The sequence below is a fragment of the Wenyingzhuangia gilva genome, assembly GCF_030519655.1.
Classification (GTDB): Bacteria; Bacteroidota; Bacteroidia; order Flavobacteriales; family Flavobacteriaceae; genus Wenyingzhuangia; species Wenyingzhuangia gilva.
On record NZ_JAUMIT010000005.1, the window covers coordinates 51,650 to 67,679 of the forward strand.

A 16,030-nucleotide genomic window follows, 5' to 3' on the forward strand; every position below is an offset into this window, starting at 1 on the left:
CATAAATAAATCAGAGATGAAAAAAGTAATCACATTAATATTAGGTGTTAGTGTTTCTTTTTCTGTATTAGCACAGAAAAAGGAGTTGAAGAGTGTAGAGAAATTAATAAAGCGTTCTAATTTTACTGAGGCAGCAGAAAGTATTAAGGGATTAGAATCTCTAGCAAAAGACACAGAATATGAGTCTTATTATTATTTCTTATTAGGAAAAATAGCATTCGGGGATGAGGAAGATGCTACTGTTGACAAAGATTACAAAACAGCAGGTATTAATTTTTATAAAACTTTAGATGTTGAGTATAAAACTGGAGAAAAAGATTATTCTGAAAAGGCTATCAGTTATCTTAATATTATAAGTGATAGCTACTTTAAAAAATTAGCAGAGTATCTTAAGAAAGAAGATTATAAAAATGCTGGAGATGTTTACGAGACTTTGTACAATATAAGACCTGAACGTAAAGACTTGTTAGAAAACGTGCTGAATTGTCGTATTAATGAAAAAAATTATCCTGCGGTTGCTAAGATTACAGAAAAAATGTTGAAAATTTTAGGGGATAAAACTTATAGTGCAATCAATAAGCATACCTTAAGAAACAATGAATTCTTTAAAAAAGAAGATAGAGATAAAGCAATTAAAGAAGCTACTCATATTACACCTGGTGAAACTGAAGTTAATAAAGCTCTTCGTGAAGAATATTACAATAATTTAATAGTAATTTATGATCAGCAGGGGAATATTGAAAAAGAACTTGTGAAGTTAAAAGAAGCTAAAAAAGAATTTCCTAAGAATGTAAAATTCTTTGAAAATTATGCCAATGTTATTTATAAAACAGGTGATAAAGAAGCATATGTAAAAGCTATTGAAGAAACTTTAGAGTTAGATCCAAATAATAAAAATTTTTGGTATAATTTAGGAGTGATTTCTCAAAATTTAGGAAATACTGAAAAGGCAGTAGCAGCTTATGATAAAGTTATAGAGTTAGATCCAAAGTATAGAAATGCTTATATTAACAAAGGAGTTGTTATTATAAGTCAAGAACAAGATATTGTTAAAGAGTTAAATAAGAATAGAGGAACTAAAAAATATTCTGAAATAAAAGAGAAACTTAATAATATGTATCTTGATGCAATTCCGCTATTTGAAAAGGCGTATGAATTGAAAAAAGACGAAGAAGTAAGGTCTAATTTAAAAGCGCTTTATAAAGCCATTAATCAGCCAGAAAAAGCAAAAAACTTGTAATATAAGTTTATCAATTGAACAAAAAAGACCTCAGTATTAATTTACTGAGGTCTTTTTTTATTTAAAAAATTGATTGATTTTCCATCTTTTTTCCCACTCAATAACAGGTTTTCCTTCCTTAAATTTTATGGGTAACCAAATGTATCTACCATCTATTGGAGTTTTAGGAGTCCATCTGTCTGCCATAAAAATAAAAGCATCTTTTTTACCCTGAATTGGTAATATAAATGTGCTTTGAGAATAAAAGGTAAGATTTGAATCTTTACCTTTTGCAGGATTTCCTAAGGGTGTCCAAGGACCTAAAATTGAATTAGCTTTAAAAGATCTAGCAGCATTTGGATCCCATCCTGTTAATCCAGAAGTAATCATATAATACGTTCCGTCTTTTTTAAAAATAGCAGGGGCCTCATTTTGTCCGCCTGGATCAATTCTAGCCCACTTACCTGTAAAACCTAAATAATCATCAGTAAGTTCAGAAATATGTAAGGTTTGATTTTCTTCAGAGGAATGAATGTGATAAGCTTTACCATTATCGTCTACATAAATAGTCATATCTCTAGACATTTGTCCTTCCACAAAATCTCTTCTAACAAATAATCCTTCTTTTACAGCTTTATACCATTTTTCTGACCACCATTTTTGTGGTTCGCCATCTTTTGGAGCTTTTTTCCATTTTTCATTATAGTTTAAAGGCCATGTTTCTTTGTTTGGTCTGTAAGATTTTAAATAAACAAAAGGACCTAGTGGAGAACTGCTAGTGGCAACAGCAGTCCTTGCTGCTGCATATCCTTGTCCTTTTAATTCTAAATGGAACCACATAACATATTCTTTTGTTTTTGCATTGTAAATAACCTTTGGTCTTTCCATTACACTTCCTGTAACAATTTCTGAATTAGGATTTTTGGAAACAGCTAAAGCGACTCCTTCATTTTTCCAATTATATAAATCATTAGAGCTATAAACTGTTATTCCAACTTGAGCATTGTTTGATGTCCCTTTATGTTCTCCATACCAATAGTAAATACCCCTGTCAAAAAGAATTCCCCCTCCATGAGCATTTATGTGGATACCATCTGTATCTTTCCAAATTTCTCCTGGTGAAAAAGAATTGTTTTGTGCAATTAATTCTACGGTTAATAGTAGTAGTAAATATAGTGATGTCTTTTTCATGTAGGCTGTTTTTTAATAATGATTTCAAATCTCTGAATTATTATAATATAAAAGGGATGTGAAATTCATAGAATTAGCGGGGTTAATAGATAATTTTATGAATTTTAAAGCAATATTTAGTATATTTAAGTAAACTCAATTTTTAAAAAATGATATCCAAAAAAGTACATTCGGTTCAAGAAGCTTTAAAGGGAATAAAAGATGATATGACTCTTTTGGTAGGAGGTTTTGGTCTTTGTGGAATTCCTGAAAATAGCATTGCAGAACTGGTTAGGTTGGATGTTAAAAAACTGACCTGTGTCTCCAATAATGCAGGAGTAGATGATTTTGGCTTGGGTTTATTGTTACAAAAGCATCAAATCAAAAAGATGATTTCTTCTTATGTGGGAGAAAATCATGAGTTTGAAAGACAAATGCTAAACAATGAAATTGAAGTTGAGTTGATCCCACAAGGAACTTTGGCAGAACGTTGTCGATCTGCAAAAGTGGGAATTCCTGCTTTTTTTACACCTGCTGGAGTGGGAACTGAAGTAGCTAAGGGAAAAGAAGTTAGAGTTTTTAATGGAAAAAAATATTTGTTGGAATATGCCGTACAAGCTGATTTTGCTTTGATCAAAGCATGGAAAGGTGATGAGGCTGGGAATATTATTTTTAAAGGAACGGCAAGGAATTTTAATCAAGCTATGTGTGGAGCTGCCAAAATAAATGTAGTAGAGGTAGAAGAATTGGTTCCAGTTGGAGAATTAAATCCTAATGAAATTCATGTTCCTGGGGTTTTTGTTCAACGTATTTTTCAAGGAGAAAAATATGAGAAAAGGATTGAAAAATTAACGTTAAAGGAATAGGATGTTAAGTAAAGAACAAATAGCACAGCGTATTTCTAAAGAACTGCAAGATGGATTTTATGTGAATTTAGGGATCGGAATTCCAACCTTGGTGGCTAATTACGTTCCAGAAAATATTAATGTAGAATTTCAAAGTGAAAATGGGGTTTTAGGAATGGGATCTTTTCCAACCAAAGAACAAGTAGATGCCGATATCATTAATGCAGGAAAACAAACCATTACTACTTTGCCAGGAGCTTCTTTTTTTGATTCAGAACTTAGTTTTGGAATGATTAGAGGGCAACACATCGATTTAACGGTTTTAGGAGCCATGGAAGTTTCTCAAAACGGAGATATTGCCAATTGGAAAATTCCAGGTAAAATGGTCAAAGGGATGGGAGGTGCTATGGATTTAGTAGCCAGTGCAGAAAACATTATTGTAGCCATGATGCATACCAATAGAGAGGGGGAATCTAAATTGTTAAAACAATGTAGTTTGCCTTTAACAGGGGTATCTTGTGTAAAAACAATTGTAACAAACTTAGCTTTACTAACCATAGAAAACGGAAAGTTTTTGTTAAAAGAAACGGCTCCTGATGTTGGAGTAGAATATATTAAAAGTGTAACCGAAGGAGAGTTAATAGTATCTCCAAATTGTAAAACAATGTTTATATAATTTTCTTAATCACTCTAAGTTTATGAGTGTGTCTTTTGGTATCTACATTGTAAATTCCCAAATGATCTAAGCGGTCAATTCTTACTTTTCCGTGTGCATGAATAATGTAGTTGTCGGCCATCATAATTCCAACATGAATAATATTACCTTCATCATTATCAAAAAAAGCCAAATCACCAGGTTCACTTTCTTCAATAAAACTTAAAACTTCACCTTGAGAGGCTTGGTCTTTGGCGTCTCTTTTTAATGGATATCCGTTTAATTTATATACCAATTGAGTTAATCCAGAACAATCAATTCCAAAAGGGGTTTTACCACCCCATAAATAAGGAGTATTTAAAAATTGCAGAGCGGTAGTAACAATGTTTTCTTTTTTTTGTTTGTTAGAGATGACATCCCCTTCAAAGGCAAATTTTTCTTCTCCAATAAGAAATTGACCATCTTTGTAAAAAGGTAAATGAGAACCGATGACAATATTGGTTAATAATTGTTGTTCATTTTCTCCAAAATTAATGATATCACTAGATAAAGATACAGCAGCCTTTTCTATTTTTTCATAATCCTCAAGAGAAATCAATAAGAATTGTTTGTTGTCCACCCATCCCTCATAACTATCGTAAGCCAAACGGATTTTACTCCATTTGTTTCTAATTTCTAAGACTTTAAAATGTTCGCCTAATAAGACTTGAGATACCATTTCAGAACTATCTGAAGGCTCTAATCTTAAAGGAACAACACTAAGGTTACAAATACCGTAATCCATTGAATATATGAGTAGGCTATCTAAATATTTTTAATAATTATGGCAGTTGCACCCCCGCCACCGTTACAAATAGCTGCAAGTCCATAACCTGCCTGCTGTTGTTTTAAAACATTTATCAAAGAAACAACAATTCTTGCACCTGAGCAACCCAGCGGGTGGCCAAGTGATACTGCTCCACCATTTTTATTAATTTTATGCATCGGTATTTTTAATAGATTTGCATTGGCAATTCCAACGACAGAAAATGCCTCGTTTAGTTCAAAATAATCAATATCAGTAATTTGTAAGTTGGCTTTTTTAAGTACTGCTGGAATGGCTTTGGCAGGAGCAGTGGTAAAGAGTTCTGGTTGAGTAGCAGCATCTTCATAAGCAATAATTTCTGCTAGAGGAGTTAAGTTTAAAATTTTTGCTTTTTCTTCAGACATAATTAATAAGGCAGCAGCTCCATCATTTAAAGTAGAAGCATTGGCAGCTGTTACAGTTCCATCTTTGGAAAATACTGGTTTTAATAATGGGAATTTTTCAGGTCTAAAATTTTTAAATTCTTCATCTTCACTAATGATGATTTCATTTCCTCTTTTATCGTGATAGACTACGGGAGAAATTTCCTTTTTAAATTTCCCTTCTTTGTTGGCATTGATTGATTTTTGATAAGATTGAATGGCAAAAGTATCTTGTTCTTCTCTAGAAATATGATGTGTTTTGGCACAGTTATCACCACAAATCCCCATGTGATTTTGATCATAAACATTGGTTAGACCATCTTGTAAAAGTCCATCCTGTAAATTTTGATTTCCTAATTTACTGCCTGTTCTTAAATATTGATAGTGTGGAACCAAAGACATGTTTTCCATTCCTCCTACAAGCACAATGTTTCTATCTCCAGCTTTAATGGCTTGCGCTCCCATAGTAATAGCCTTCATACCTGATGCACAAACTTTATTGATGGTTGTGCAAGGGGTTTCATCTTTTAAACCTGCATATTTTGCGGCTTGTTTGGCAGGTGCCTGTCCTAATCCTGCCTGTAAAACGTTTCCTAAATAAACTTCTTCTATTAAATTGTAGGGAATGTTAATTTCATTTAAAACTCCTTTTATAGCTGCAGAAGCCAGTTTGGGAGCTGTAATGGTAGATAAACTTCCTAAAAAGGATCCTATAGGAGTTCTTTTGGCGGAAACAATGACGATTTTTTTAGACATGATGAAAACAGGTTAAGCGTACTTTGAATTTACAAAAATTAATTGTTTATTTTTGATAAACATCAAAACAACTAATGAAGAATATCATTAATCGCATCTATCAGAATCAATCTATTATTTACAAAGTTTTTTTATTTGTATTGGTAGTGTTTTCTATTGTTTATTTTTTTCCAAAAGGAGGGAAGTTTAAGTACGAGTTTCAAAAAGGAAAACCTTGGCAATACGAAAATTTATTAGCTCCTTTTGATTTTGCTATTCAGAAAACTGAAGCAGAAATCAACAAGGAAAAAAATGAATTGGTTAAAAATTCAAATGTTTATTATGAATATAAAGAAGGGGTTGAAAGTGAGATAAAAAATAAATTTTCGGTCAATTATGATGATGCAATTATTAGTAAGGGATTAAAAAAAGAATTTAATACTTCCATTTATAAAAAAACAGCAAACGATTTAATTGCTTTTATTTATGATTTGGGTTTTGTAGATACCAGTGTTAAAGATGAATATCCAGCTGATAAATCTATTTTTTTAAGAAAGCAGCAAGAAGTTAGTAAAATGGATTATGGGAGGTTAATTACTCCTAGAGAATTGTTACCACTGATTAATTCAACTTTGAATGATCAAATGGATTATGCTTACAGGAGCATCATCACAAACATTCTTACCGAAGTTTTGGTTCCCAATGTGTTTTTTGATAAAGAGTATACGGAGAAGGATTTACAAGAAGTGTTGAACAACATCTCTTACACCAAAGGGAAAATATCAGCCAAAGAATTAATTATTGCTAGAGGTGATATTGTAGAGGGAAGAAAATTAGAGGTTTTAAATTCTTTAAAGCAAGAATATAAATCTCAAATTTGGACCAAAAAGAATTATGCATGGATTTTGGTAGGATACATTATTTTGGTATCTCTAGCCATGGGAATGTTAATGTTGTTCTTGTATTTAGACAGGAAAGAAATTTTTGAAAACAACACGCAAGTCACTTTTATTTTTCTGAATGTTTTGTTAATGGTGTTTCTAGAAACATTTATTATTAAGCAGTTACCAGATTATTTATATGCAGTTCCCATATGCATTTTACCCATAATAATGAAAGCTTTTTTTGATGCACGTGTTGCCATGTTTTCATATTTATTGATGGTATTAATGCTAGGGTTTGTAGTGCCTAATAGTTTTGAATATATTTATTTACAAACCATTGCTGGTTTTATTACCATTTTAACGGTTTCTGACATTCATAAAAGAGGAAATTTATTTATTTCGGTGTTTAAAATCACCTTGGTGTATATGGTTACCTATTTAGCATTTTACATTATTCATGAAGGTGGAATAAGCCAAATAAAAGGACGTTATTTTGGATTGTTTGCGTTGAATGGAGTATTGTCATTTTTATCGGTATTCTTAATTTGGTTGTACGAAAAGTTATTTGGACTAGTTTCCGATATTACATTATTAGAATTATCTAGTACGAATAGTGTTTTGTTAAGAGAGTTGAATGAAAAAGCCCCAGGAACTTTTCAACATTCTATGCAAGTAGCCAATTTGGCTGAAGCGGCAGCAAATGCCATTAACGCCAATGTAATGTTGGTAAGAACTGGAGCATTATACCATGATATAGGTAAAATGTTAAATCCTTTTTATTTTACCGAAAATCAATCTACAGGTGTAAATCCACACAATGAGTTGCCTCCAAAAGACAGTGCTAAAATTATTATTGGCCATGTAACAGAAGGAATAGAACTAGCTAAAAAACAAAGGTTGCCAGACAGAATTATTGATTTTATTAGAACTCATCACGGAACTAGTTTGGTGTATTATTTTTATAAAAAAGAATTAGATGCAAACCCAGAAACGGTAAATATTGAAGACTTTAGATATCCTGGTCCTATTCCTTTTTCTAAAGAAACTTCAATATTAATGATGTGCGATGCTTCTGAAGCTGCTTCAAAAAGCTTGTCAGAACCAACAGCTACTGCTATTGATGAGTTAATTGAAAAGATTATAGAGAAACAAAAGGCCGAAGGTCAATTTTTAAATGCAAATATTACCTTAAAAGAAATTGAGACTGTAAAGAAAGTGATTAAGAAAAAGCTTAAAAACATCTATCATGTAAGGATTGAATATCCGGAGTAAAAAAAACTAAAAAAAGGTTGCAAGCATTTAACTAAACATATATATTTGCACTCGCAAAAGAAAGTAGTTAAATACTTTTGGAGAGGTGCCAGAGTGGTAATGGAGCAGATTGCTAATCTGTCGACGGGTAACTGTCGCCAGGGTTCGAATCCCTGTCTCTCCGCATTTTTTAGATGACTTTTTCGGGGTGTAGCGTAGCCCGGTCATCGCGCCTCGTTTGGGACGAGGAGGTCGCAGGTTCGAATCCTGCCACCCCGACAAAAATCTAATATTAGAGATAAAAAAACACCGATGATCAAAAGATTATCGGTGTTTTTTTATGCGTTTTTTAAATAAATATTGGATCATGCCTAATTGTTGTGTTTAGGCAAAAATATTGGTCAATCTAAAGAGGAAGAATTCTAGATTTTTTACTCCTCTGAATTGAGCTCTAAAGGCTTTTATTTTGGCATTGAAAGATTCAGTAGAAGCATTAGTACTTCTGTTATTAAAGTAATTTAGGACCGTTCTGTAGTTTAGTTGTGTTTTATTAGTAATTGTATTAAAAGCTTTAAGTCCTGATTTCTCTACTTGATTATACCATTGTGCTAGTTTTATAGAGTTGTTTTCCCTGTCAATAGCTTAACATCTATGTTTAATTCTAATATCTTGTAAAGCTTCTAATGCTAGTTTTTGTACATGAAATCTGTCGGTTACTTGTGTGGCTTTAGGGAAGCAAACTTTGATAATTGTTTTGAACTTGATCCCAAATATTCTTAATTACATTAAATCTCAAAATAGATGTACATTTGGTTTTGATGAACTATCTTATTATTTTAGCACAAAAAGCATATCATGATTAAATCTGATGGATTTCAGGATGAACGGACCGTTATTCTTCCAGAATTAATTATCGAAGAATTACAGGAAGATCCAATAAGCAGGAGCTTATATATAACAGATATAGGTTTTTATCCGAAAGCTAAAGATCATCTAAGAAAAAGACCAGAAGGATGTAAACAGTATATCTTAATGTATTGTGTTGATGGAGAAGGATGGATTTTAATGGGAAATACAAGAATTATTATAAATGCTAATCAATATTTCATAATTTCTCCTAATATTACGCACTCATACGGAAGCTCAAGCAAGAATCCATGGAGTATTTATTGGATTCATTTTAGTGGTGAAAATGCAGCATACTATTTGGAAACAACCCAAGAAGCGCAAAGCATTACTACTTCAGGAATATCACGTATAGATGAACGATTGGTGTTATTTGAAGAGATGATTCAAAATCTGGAAATGGGTTATAGCAAAGAGAATATTACTTATGCCAATATTTGTTTATCGCATTTCCTGGCTTCATTCAGGTATCTAAGTCAGTATCGTCAAGTAAGAAAATCTCAAGAGAAAGACTTAATTGAAAGTTCCATTCATTATATGAGAAAGCATCTGGAAGAAAAGCTTACGCTTGAGGATTTAGCTGAACAATCCAATCTATCCATTGCTCATTATTCGATGTTGTTTAAGCAAAAAACCGGACGTTCTCCTTTAAATTATTTAATACAGTTAAAAATTCAGAATGCGTGTAGATTATTAGATCATACGCATCTTAATATTAAAGAAATAGCCATTCGTATTGGTTATGATGATCCTTACTATTTTTCAAGGATATTTAAAAAGGTAATGAGCTTGTCTCCCAAAGAATACAGAAATAAATTGAAAGGTTGATGGAGGTGTTATAGTACAAGAGCTAATAACTAAATACGGCCAGAGACATGATGCAAAAAACATAGCGAGATGTTATGTCGAATTCAAAAGCATCACATTTAATATTTTAACTGATATTTCTAGTGAGATTTAAAGTGTTGAAAAACAGATATAAGGAATTGTGTTTTGTTAATTCTTTAAAAATTAGCGGCTTAATGTTTTTTATGTTCTCTAACACAAAAACATGCTTCAGAATTTAAGTATAAAAGTTTTTTCAGAGACATACTGCTTTTTTACTTCAAGTGAAAAAAGAAATTTATCGGATAATGGAATTTTCTATGGCTTATTCGGATTAGCATGAGCTAGGCCGTAGGTTAATACACCTCTTGGAACCTTTAGAAACAATGATAACGGAGTTAGAGGCAAACATAATTTAAAATAAGCTCCACTTCATTTTGCGGAGCTTATTTTAAACAATGAAAAAAACTATTTTTTTAGGGTAATTACAGTATAAGAATACCTTGGAAAGGTATAAGTTGCATTCTTTTTAGCAATTACCGCCTTAATTGGTCTAAAAACAACATTGTTTTGTTTTTCATAAGTATTGTATTCCGACAGATCGCAATCACCAATAACTTCGATATTTGCGTTAGGTTGGTATTTGAAATTGGAGATATTTAAAATGGCTTGAAGTGGTTCATTGCTCATGTTTGCCACATAAAGAGTCATTTCTGTTTTATCTTCATTAATTTTTGCTGTAATATCAAGTGAGTCGTTGCTACTCTGGGTTTTAACAACATTAGGTTTCCATGTTTTCATCATCATTTCATCTATATGTGCTGAAGGTTGAAACCACATTGCATCGTTTGTATAGTGAATACGCCCTTGATCCCACATATAATGTAAGCCATGAGGTTGAAAGGTATTTGCAGTACCAAGCATTTTAAAACAGTTACCATATCGTTGAAGGGTATTCCAATTGCTGGCGTGAGCAAGACCACGATACCAATCACATCGCTCCCCATTCTCCTCCATACAGGTAAGTGTTAATTTAAATCCTGGGAAATCTTTAGCTAACTCTTGTTGAAGTATAATACCCATTTCGTTTTCAAACCATTCTAAGTTATCAGAAAAGACAATATCTCCTCCATGATTATGTGCATCCCAAGCCAAATGGTTGCTTTTACCCTTTTCAATAAACCATTTTACCATTTCGGAAGCCATTGTGTAATTTTTACTTCCTCTTTTATAATAATCATATATATTAAGAGATGTCATAATGTTCATTGAAGCATCAACTTTCCATGCACTTGTTGCAAATTTTTTCATATTGTTTATATAGTCTTCAGAAATTGGGCGTTCGTTGTCTACTTGAATATACTCGAGGTTATATGGTTCAGGATGTCCTTGTTCGGCACGCAGTTTTCCCCATTTAGAAGTAATAGGTCCATTGACATATTCTACAAAATCACGAATATCTTCGGCCGTTTCATCCATACTCATACCTATAATGGCAACTGCACCAACAGCCTCTGTAAATTGAAGCATTTCTATAATACCAAAACTATGAGTAGCATACATATTAAATCCATTTCGAAGGGTAGTTCTTCTTTCATCTATAGGTCCAAGCATTTTCTTCCAATGATATAATTGTTTGTCTGCTCCTTGATCGACCATAGACCCATTGTATCGAATTGCCTTTATACCTTGTCGTTTAAGTGCCTCTACAAATTCTTTTCGAATATGATAACCATTTACACGCCCCCATTCACCTGGTTCTAAAAATGCAAAACCAAGTTCTATAGTTCCCTTTTCCTTTAATGTAATGCCAAATCTACCGTTAAGGGTACCTTTATTCGGAGTCAACTTAAATTCTACCTTTTCATACGTGCTATTTCCTTTAAGTTTAAATGGTTTCTCAGCTAGTATTTGTCCGTTTTCGTTCTGGATAGAAAGATATATCGTTGTAGGCAAGTCCGATTTAACTCGTAAAACACCTTCATAGAGCTTATCTTTCTCGAACTTTATACCCGTCTTATATAAGCCTTGGTTATATAAACCAACAGAACCAGAACCTTCTATAAAAGTGATTTTCTGAGTTTGACGACCTACGTATGCATTTCCGTCACGAATTAATTCATATTTAAACTGTGGATCGCCAGTAACTTGTTTGCTCCAAAATTTAGAAATTTGCTCATTTCCATTTATTCGCTCTAGCATTAATTTCTGAATATTGGGAGATAAAGAATCGAAAGGCATGAATCGGTGAGTAAAATATAGACCTGAAATATTTAGAGGAACTTTCAACTTCTTGTTAGTATAAACATCTTGAGATTTAACATCATATAACTCATTTCTGTCATTCCATTTTACTTTAGAATAAGCACTTGTCTGAGTAATTAAGTGAGGAATTCGTTTTTCATCGAGCAAAATGTAGATTTTGGAATAGTCTTTTCTTTCGAGATTTAGAAAATCTCCGTCAACATTTTCCTCAAAAATTTCACCATGAAGTAACTGGCTAAAAATACCTCCGTTGGTCTGATTATTAAGGTCCTCGATGTTAGTTCCATTAAATAATTTGGTTACAGTTGCAATTTGAGTTCCTGCATCTATATCCAACTGCACTGGCTTATTTTGCGCTTCAACTGAAGCAATTAATAGAAGAAAGGATAAAGTGTTGAATATTTTTTTAATGTTCATAGTTTTTAGGTTTTATATTAGTCAATAAAAAATCGAATATATTTAGTACTTGCGGCCTTATGTTTTAATAGTGTTTTGAATTAAACTCACCTCCAGTGGGAGCTTATGTTAAACAAAAAATAATTTCCAGATAAAATGTAAAGTAAGTTACTAGTTAGCTTAAATGGTTTCATAATTTTCCTGTTATTAATCTGGTGGGGTTTGTAGAATCAATAGCAAAATTCCATGGCCATTAAGAGTTTGTATTTCACGTACCTGACAAAATGCTCCCATTGAAAAAAACACTAATAATACCGAAAGAAGTGAAAAATTATTATTCATAACTATAAATTAAAATTATATCCGTTTGATGATGACCAATTTATAGATTTTGTAAAGTTTAAAAAATGGATGATTTGTGCTAAATAATGGATTATCTCTTTAATTAATATAAATGATAATTTTTACCTCCAGCTAATAGATGCCCGTTTGAGTAAATACTATAATCATAAGTTGTTGAAGGTTTAAGATTCGTTAGAATTACTTCATTAAATTTATTTCCTTCGTGTTTCACTAAATTACCTTTAACAGTAGTTTTGGTTGTTTCATTGATTTCATTAAAAATCACTGTACAACTTTCAGCATCTTTATTGGTTTTCCATGTAATAGTAGTTGTGGTAGGTCTTATCATTTGTAAATAAGGCTGGCGTAACAATATGGGTTTGATCTCTGAAGTACTTTTTTTAACGTTTGTTGTAGATTTACAGGCTAAAAAAAGTGATAGATAATAAGAAGAGTAAAAGATTTTTTTTCATGGTTGGTTCTAAGATTTAAGTGCTGTTTTTTTGAAGTTTTAAATGGATAAAATTTCATTTTACTTTATAAAGCAAGCAAGATAAACCTAAATAGTTAAATAGAGATTAAGGTTTGTTTACCAATAGATGATGTTTGTTTTATTTTGATTTACTGAGGTATTCCATAAAAAAATCATATAATTTTTTTAGGTCTTTTGTTTTTTGAGGAACAGTATGTCCTTTTCCATAATTAACAATCGTTTTGTTGGGGATGTTTAAACGATTTAATTTTGTTTTTAAATGTTGATATTGCACTAAATAATCAGGGCTGTCATCTGTGTTATGGAAAAATAATACGGGAGCTGTTACATTAGTCTCTACTAAATATTCCGACCCCATGGTTTTCCATAAATTGTAGTTTTCTTCTAAATTTCCCCAAGCCCAAGGACATCTAAGCTCTAGGTTTTTATCTCCATCATCAAGAGTGTTATAAATAATGGTATAATCAAATATTCCAGGACCAAGAACGGCAGCTTGTACCTTGTCAGAAACACCTATATGGTAACCTGTGTTTTCAAAAACCAAAACAGATTTGTCCCCTATAGCCATGGATCCTGCACTAGATCCTCTTGAGAAACCATATATTCCAATACTTTCTGATAAGTTAAAATTATCTTTCATTGCTCTTAAGGTTCTAATGGCAGATTTTACTTTTTGTGCAGTATCGGGATTGGTTTGATAAGATTTATAAGTATCGTTTTTTCCGTTTTCGGGTTTTCCACTTCCCCACGAACAATATTTTGGGTGGTCGGCAATAGCCCATGCAAAACCACTGGCAGGAGCTCCTTCTAAAAAAGAATCGTTAAATCCTGCTAAAGTATAGCTTAAATTTAATCGTTGATGTTTATTGGCATCAGTAAGTTTTTTTAAATCACCATTGTATGTAGCATAGCTGTTTGCGTAAGAAAATGATAGAATTACAGGAACTTTTGTTTTAGTATTTGCAGGATATACAATATCCATATATAACAAATCACCTTCAGTATATTCTTTAGGTCTGTTATAAATTTTAGGATTGTCTCTAAAATAAGGAACATCACGAGCAATTCTATAACCTTCAAATAAAATATAAGATCTGATATTTGAAAAATTATTAAGTCCGCAAAAATCATTAGAAGCCATGGCTTTATTTATGGCTATTATATCTATATTAATTTTGGGAGATACTGCACATGAGTGATGGTTGTAGTTTAATTCGATAACTCTATATCCTTGAGACAAAAGCCATTTTACATCTTTTTTGTTGTCGTTTTGTCCTATTTTATCAAAGCCTAAATTTTCTAAATAAACAACAGTCATCGGTTTTCCATAAAAATCTAAAGAAGCATTTTTGGCTTCGTTAACTTTATAGGTGATGTTTTGTTTTGTAACCTTACTTTTCCAAGTTCCTGTAGAGGAAGCCCAGAAAGTAAAAGGAAAGACAAGGGTAAAAATCCAAGTAATTAAGAAGTGATGGTTTGAGGAGTTTTTTGTGAAGAGGTTATTTTTAAGAGTCACTTAGATGTTGATTTTAATTATTTCTTGTATTTGCTAGGGCTCACTCCAATTCGTTGTGAAAATGTTGAGGTAAAATGTTGTAAAGATGAGAATCCACAAGCAAAAGCAATATCAGACATATTCATTTTTTTATGATTGGTAATTAAATCAATGGCTTTTTCTATTTTTAAATTGATGATAAAACTATTAGGAGGATATCCTGTTAGTTTTTTTACTTCATAGGTAAATTTGGTTTTTCCCATTCCAAATTTATAGGCCAAATCATCAATAATCCATTTTTTATTGATGTCATCAAGAATCATTTGAGAAAGATTGTCTATAAAATTATCTTCTTCATCTATTCTTTGTTTTCTAAAAGCCAATTGTCTGTGTATTTCAATAAGTAAATTTTCTATTAAGTTCCCAACAATAATTTCATAACCATCTTCTTCGTTAGAAAGTTCCTTTTCTAATTCTATAAAATATTTTTTAAACGTTTTGGCTTTTTCTATCACCAAGTTAGTTTCATCTGCAAGTAAATTCCCCAAACTTTCTTGAAAAGATTTAGGTAGCTTTGTCCATGAACCTAAATTTAAAGGAGTGTCTATACTAAATTCTTCAGGTTTAATTACAAGCCAATTTATTTGACCAATATCCATTTTTCCTTCAGGACTTCCATTTAATTGCCATGGAGCGGTAATGGATAAGTTATCTGGTAATAATTGAATATGATTATCATCAATCACCCAATTGTATTTTCCGCTGTGTACAAAATGTATTTCGATACCATCATTTAAATGTGGTTTCATGTTGTCATCAACATTCACTTTAGAAAATTTCATGCTCCCAAAATGCTTAATAAAAGGCATGTTTCTTATAGGGCCGATATTTTCTTTATGCCACCAAACTCCTTGGTTTCCTGATTTGTTTTTCTTTTCAGAGGAATTTTTTATTGGGGTGTTTTCCATGTTAAACTTTTAAAAATCAATTATGTATTTAATGTGTTTTGAGGTGTAAGTTTATAAAATTTAGAATAATAAATTTATAAAATTGACCATCGATTAAAAATAACACTAATTTATTATTAAAATCTCAATATTAGCGGAGTTTTAGCAAATGTTCTAGTAGAAAATCTTTTTTGATGAAAATGATTTGAATTCGTTCGGTAATAAAAATAATGATAAACAATTGCTTTAACAAAATTATTAATTCTTTGACTGATATAAACATTGTAAGATGAGCTTAATTATCGGATAAAAAACGATAAAAAAAATGATATCTTGTTTTTAGTAAGTAAAGTTGATAATGATTAAAACAAAAAA

General features: G+C 31.6%; 14 protein-coding genes and 2 tRNA genes. 7 read left to right on the forward strand and 9 right to left on the reverse strand.

From position 1 onward, the window contains the following. Positions 1 to 16: 16 nt before the first annotated feature. On the forward strand, positions 17 to 1,240 hold the full coding sequence (locus QVZ41_RS10475) for a tetratricopeptide repeat protein (protein ID WP_302884525.1): 1,224 nt from the start codon (positions 17 to 19) through the stop codon (positions 1,238 to 1,240). A gap of 57 nt (positions 1,241 to 1,297) precedes the next feature. On the opposite strand, the gene QVZ41_RS10480 is transcribed toward QVZ41_RS10475, so the two are convergent. Next, positions 1,298 to 2,410, reverse strand: a complete 1,113-nt coding sequence (locus tag QVZ41_RS10480; RefSeq protein ID WP_302884526.1) for a glycoside hydrolase family 43 protein — start codon at positions 2,408 to 2,410, stop codon at positions 1,298 to 1,300. Positions 2,411 to 2,559: 149 nt separating this feature from the next. Between QVZ41_RS10480 and QVZ41_RS10485 the strand changes: the two genes are divergently transcribed. Then, on the forward strand, positions 2,560 to 3,255 hold the full coding sequence (locus tag QVZ41_RS10485; RefSeq protein WP_302884527.1) for a CoA transferase subunit A: 696 nt from the start codon (positions 2,560 to 2,562) through the stop codon (positions 3,253 to 3,255). A 1-nt stretch (position 3,256) separates the two neighbouring features. After that, on the forward strand, positions 3,257 to 3,910 hold the full coding sequence (locus tag QVZ41_RS10490; RefSeq protein ID WP_302884528.1) for a 3-oxoacid CoA-transferase subunit B: 654 nt from the start codon (positions 3,257 to 3,259) through the stop codon (positions 3,908 to 3,910). Here the strand turns inward: QVZ41_RS10490 and QVZ41_RS10495 are convergent. Together QVZ41_RS10495 and QVZ41_RS10500 are read right to left on the reverse strand one after the other, a co-directional pair. Next, positions 3,903 to 4,673, reverse strand: a complete 771-nt coding sequence (locus QVZ41_RS10495; RefSeq protein ID WP_302884529.1) for a C40 family peptidase — start codon at positions 4,671 to 4,673, stop codon at positions 3,903 to 3,905. The genes QVZ41_RS10490 and QVZ41_RS10495 overlap by 8 nt on opposite strands. Positions 4,674 to 4,693: 20 nt before the next feature. After that, positions 4,694 to 5,872, reverse strand: a complete 1,179-nt coding sequence (locus QVZ41_RS10500; protein ID WP_302884530.1) for an acetyl-CoA C-acyltransferase — start codon at positions 5,870 to 5,872, stop codon at positions 4,694 to 4,696. A 74-nt stretch (positions 5,873 to 5,946) separates the two neighbouring features. Between QVZ41_RS10500 and QVZ41_RS10505 the strand changes: the two genes are divergently transcribed. From QVZ41_RS10505 to QVZ41_RS10515, 3 genes are all read left to right on the forward strand, one after another. After that, positions 5,947 to 8,007, forward strand: coding sequence for an HD family phosphohydrolase (locus QVZ41_RS10505; protein ID WP_302884531.1), 2,061 nt, complete (start codon positions 5,947 to 5,949; stop codon positions 8,005 to 8,007). A gap of 79 nt (positions 8,008 to 8,086) precedes the next feature. After that, positions 8,087 to 8,170, forward strand: a tRNA-Ser gene (locus tag QVZ41_RS10510). Between the two features lie 20 nt (positions 8,171 to 8,190). After that, positions 8,191 to 8,265: transfer RNA gene (locus QVZ41_RS10515), tRNA-Pro, on the forward strand. A gap of 105 nt (positions 8,266 to 8,370) precedes the next feature. Here QVZ41_RS10515 and QVZ41_RS10520 read toward each other — a convergent pair. Both QVZ41_RS10520 and QVZ41_RS10525 read right to left on the reverse strand, forming a co-directional pair. Continuing rightward, positions 8,371 to 8,625 (reverse strand): transposase, encoded by a 255-nt coding sequence (locus QVZ41_RS10520; protein WP_302884726.1) that lies wholly within the window; start codon positions 8,623 to 8,625, stop codon positions 8,371 to 8,373. Between the two features lie 3 nt (positions 8,626 to 8,628). Next, positions 8,629 to 8,760 (reverse strand): transposase, encoded by a 132-nt coding sequence (locus QVZ41_RS10525; protein WP_338140803.1) that lies wholly within the window; start codon positions 8,758 to 8,760, stop codon positions 8,629 to 8,631. An 81-nt stretch (positions 8,761 to 8,841) separates the two neighbouring features. Here QVZ41_RS10525 and QVZ41_RS10530 point away from each other — a divergent pair, with 81 nt between their 5' ends. Further along, on the forward strand, positions 8,842 to 9,720 hold the full coding sequence (locus tag QVZ41_RS10530; protein ID WP_302884532.1) for an AraC family transcriptional regulator: 879 nt from the start codon (positions 8,842 to 8,844) through the stop codon (positions 9,718 to 9,720). Positions 9,721 to 10,185: 465 nt separating this feature from the next. On the opposite strand, the gene QVZ41_RS10535 is transcribed toward QVZ41_RS10530, so the two are convergent. The 4 genes from QVZ41_RS10535 to QVZ41_RS10550 form a co-directional block, all read right to left on the reverse strand. After that, positions 10,186 to 12,399, reverse strand: a complete 2,214-nt coding sequence (locus QVZ41_RS10535) for an alpha-L-arabinofuranosidase C-terminal domain-containing protein (protein WP_302884534.1) — start codon at positions 12,397 to 12,399, stop codon at positions 10,186 to 10,188. A 424-nt stretch (positions 12,400 to 12,823) separates the two neighbouring features. Next, positions 12,824 to 13,093 (reverse strand): fibronectin type III domain-containing protein, encoded by a 270-nt coding sequence (locus QVZ41_RS10540; RefSeq protein ID WP_338140799.1) that lies wholly within the window; start codon positions 13,091 to 13,093, stop codon positions 12,824 to 12,826. A gap of 238 nt (positions 13,094 to 13,331) precedes the next feature. Next, on the reverse strand, positions 13,332 to 14,729 hold the full coding sequence (locus tag QVZ41_RS10545) for an alpha/beta hydrolase family protein (protein WP_302884536.1): 1,398 nt from the start codon (positions 14,727 to 14,729) through the stop codon (positions 13,332 to 13,334). 17 nt (positions 14,730 to 14,746) lie between these two features. Beyond that, on the reverse strand, positions 14,747 to 15,676 hold the full coding sequence (locus QVZ41_RS10550; protein WP_302884537.1) for a helix-turn-helix domain-containing protein: 930 nt from the start codon (positions 15,674 to 15,676) through the stop codon (positions 14,747 to 14,749). Positions 15,677 to 16,030 lie beyond the last annotated feature (354 nt).

Coding starts and splice junctions, on each gene's coding strand:
- QVZ41_RS10505 (WP_302884531.1), top strand. CDS start 5,947: ATGAAGAATATCATTAATCGCATCTATCAGAATCAATCTATTATTTAC.
- QVZ41_RS10485 (WP_302884527.1), top strand. CDS start 2,560: ATGATATCCAAAAAAGTACATTCGGTTCAAGAAGCTTTAAAGGGAATA.
- QVZ41_RS10530 (WP_302884532.1), top strand. CDS start 8,842: ATGATTAAATCTGATGGATTTCAGGATGAACGGACCGTTATTCTTCCA.
- QVZ41_RS10495 (WP_302884529.1), bottom strand. CDS start 4,673: ATGGATTACGGTATTTGTAACCTTAGTGTTGTTCCTTTAAGATTAGAG.
- QVZ41_RS10500 (WP_302884530.1), bottom strand. CDS start 5,872: ATGTCTAAAAAAATCGTCATTGTTTCCGCCAAAAGAACTCCTATAGGA.
- QVZ41_RS10490 (WP_302884528.1), top strand. CDS start 3,257: ATGTTAAGTAAAGAACAAATAGCACAGCGTATTTCTAAAGAACTGCAA.
- QVZ41_RS10535 (WP_302884534.1), bottom strand. CDS start 12,399: ATGAACATTAAAAAAATATTCAACACTTTATCCTTTCTTCTATTAATT.
- QVZ41_RS10550 (WP_302884537.1), bottom strand. CDS start 15,676: ATGGAAAACACCCCAATAAAAAATTCCTCTGAAAAGAAAAACAAATCA.
- QVZ41_RS10480 (WP_302884526.1), bottom strand. CDS start 2,410: ATGAAAAAGACATCACTATATTTACTACTACTATTAACCGTAGAATTA.
- QVZ41_RS10475 (WP_302884525.1), top strand. CDS start 17: ATGAAAAAAGTAATCACATTAATATTAGGTGTTAGTGTTTCTTTTTCT.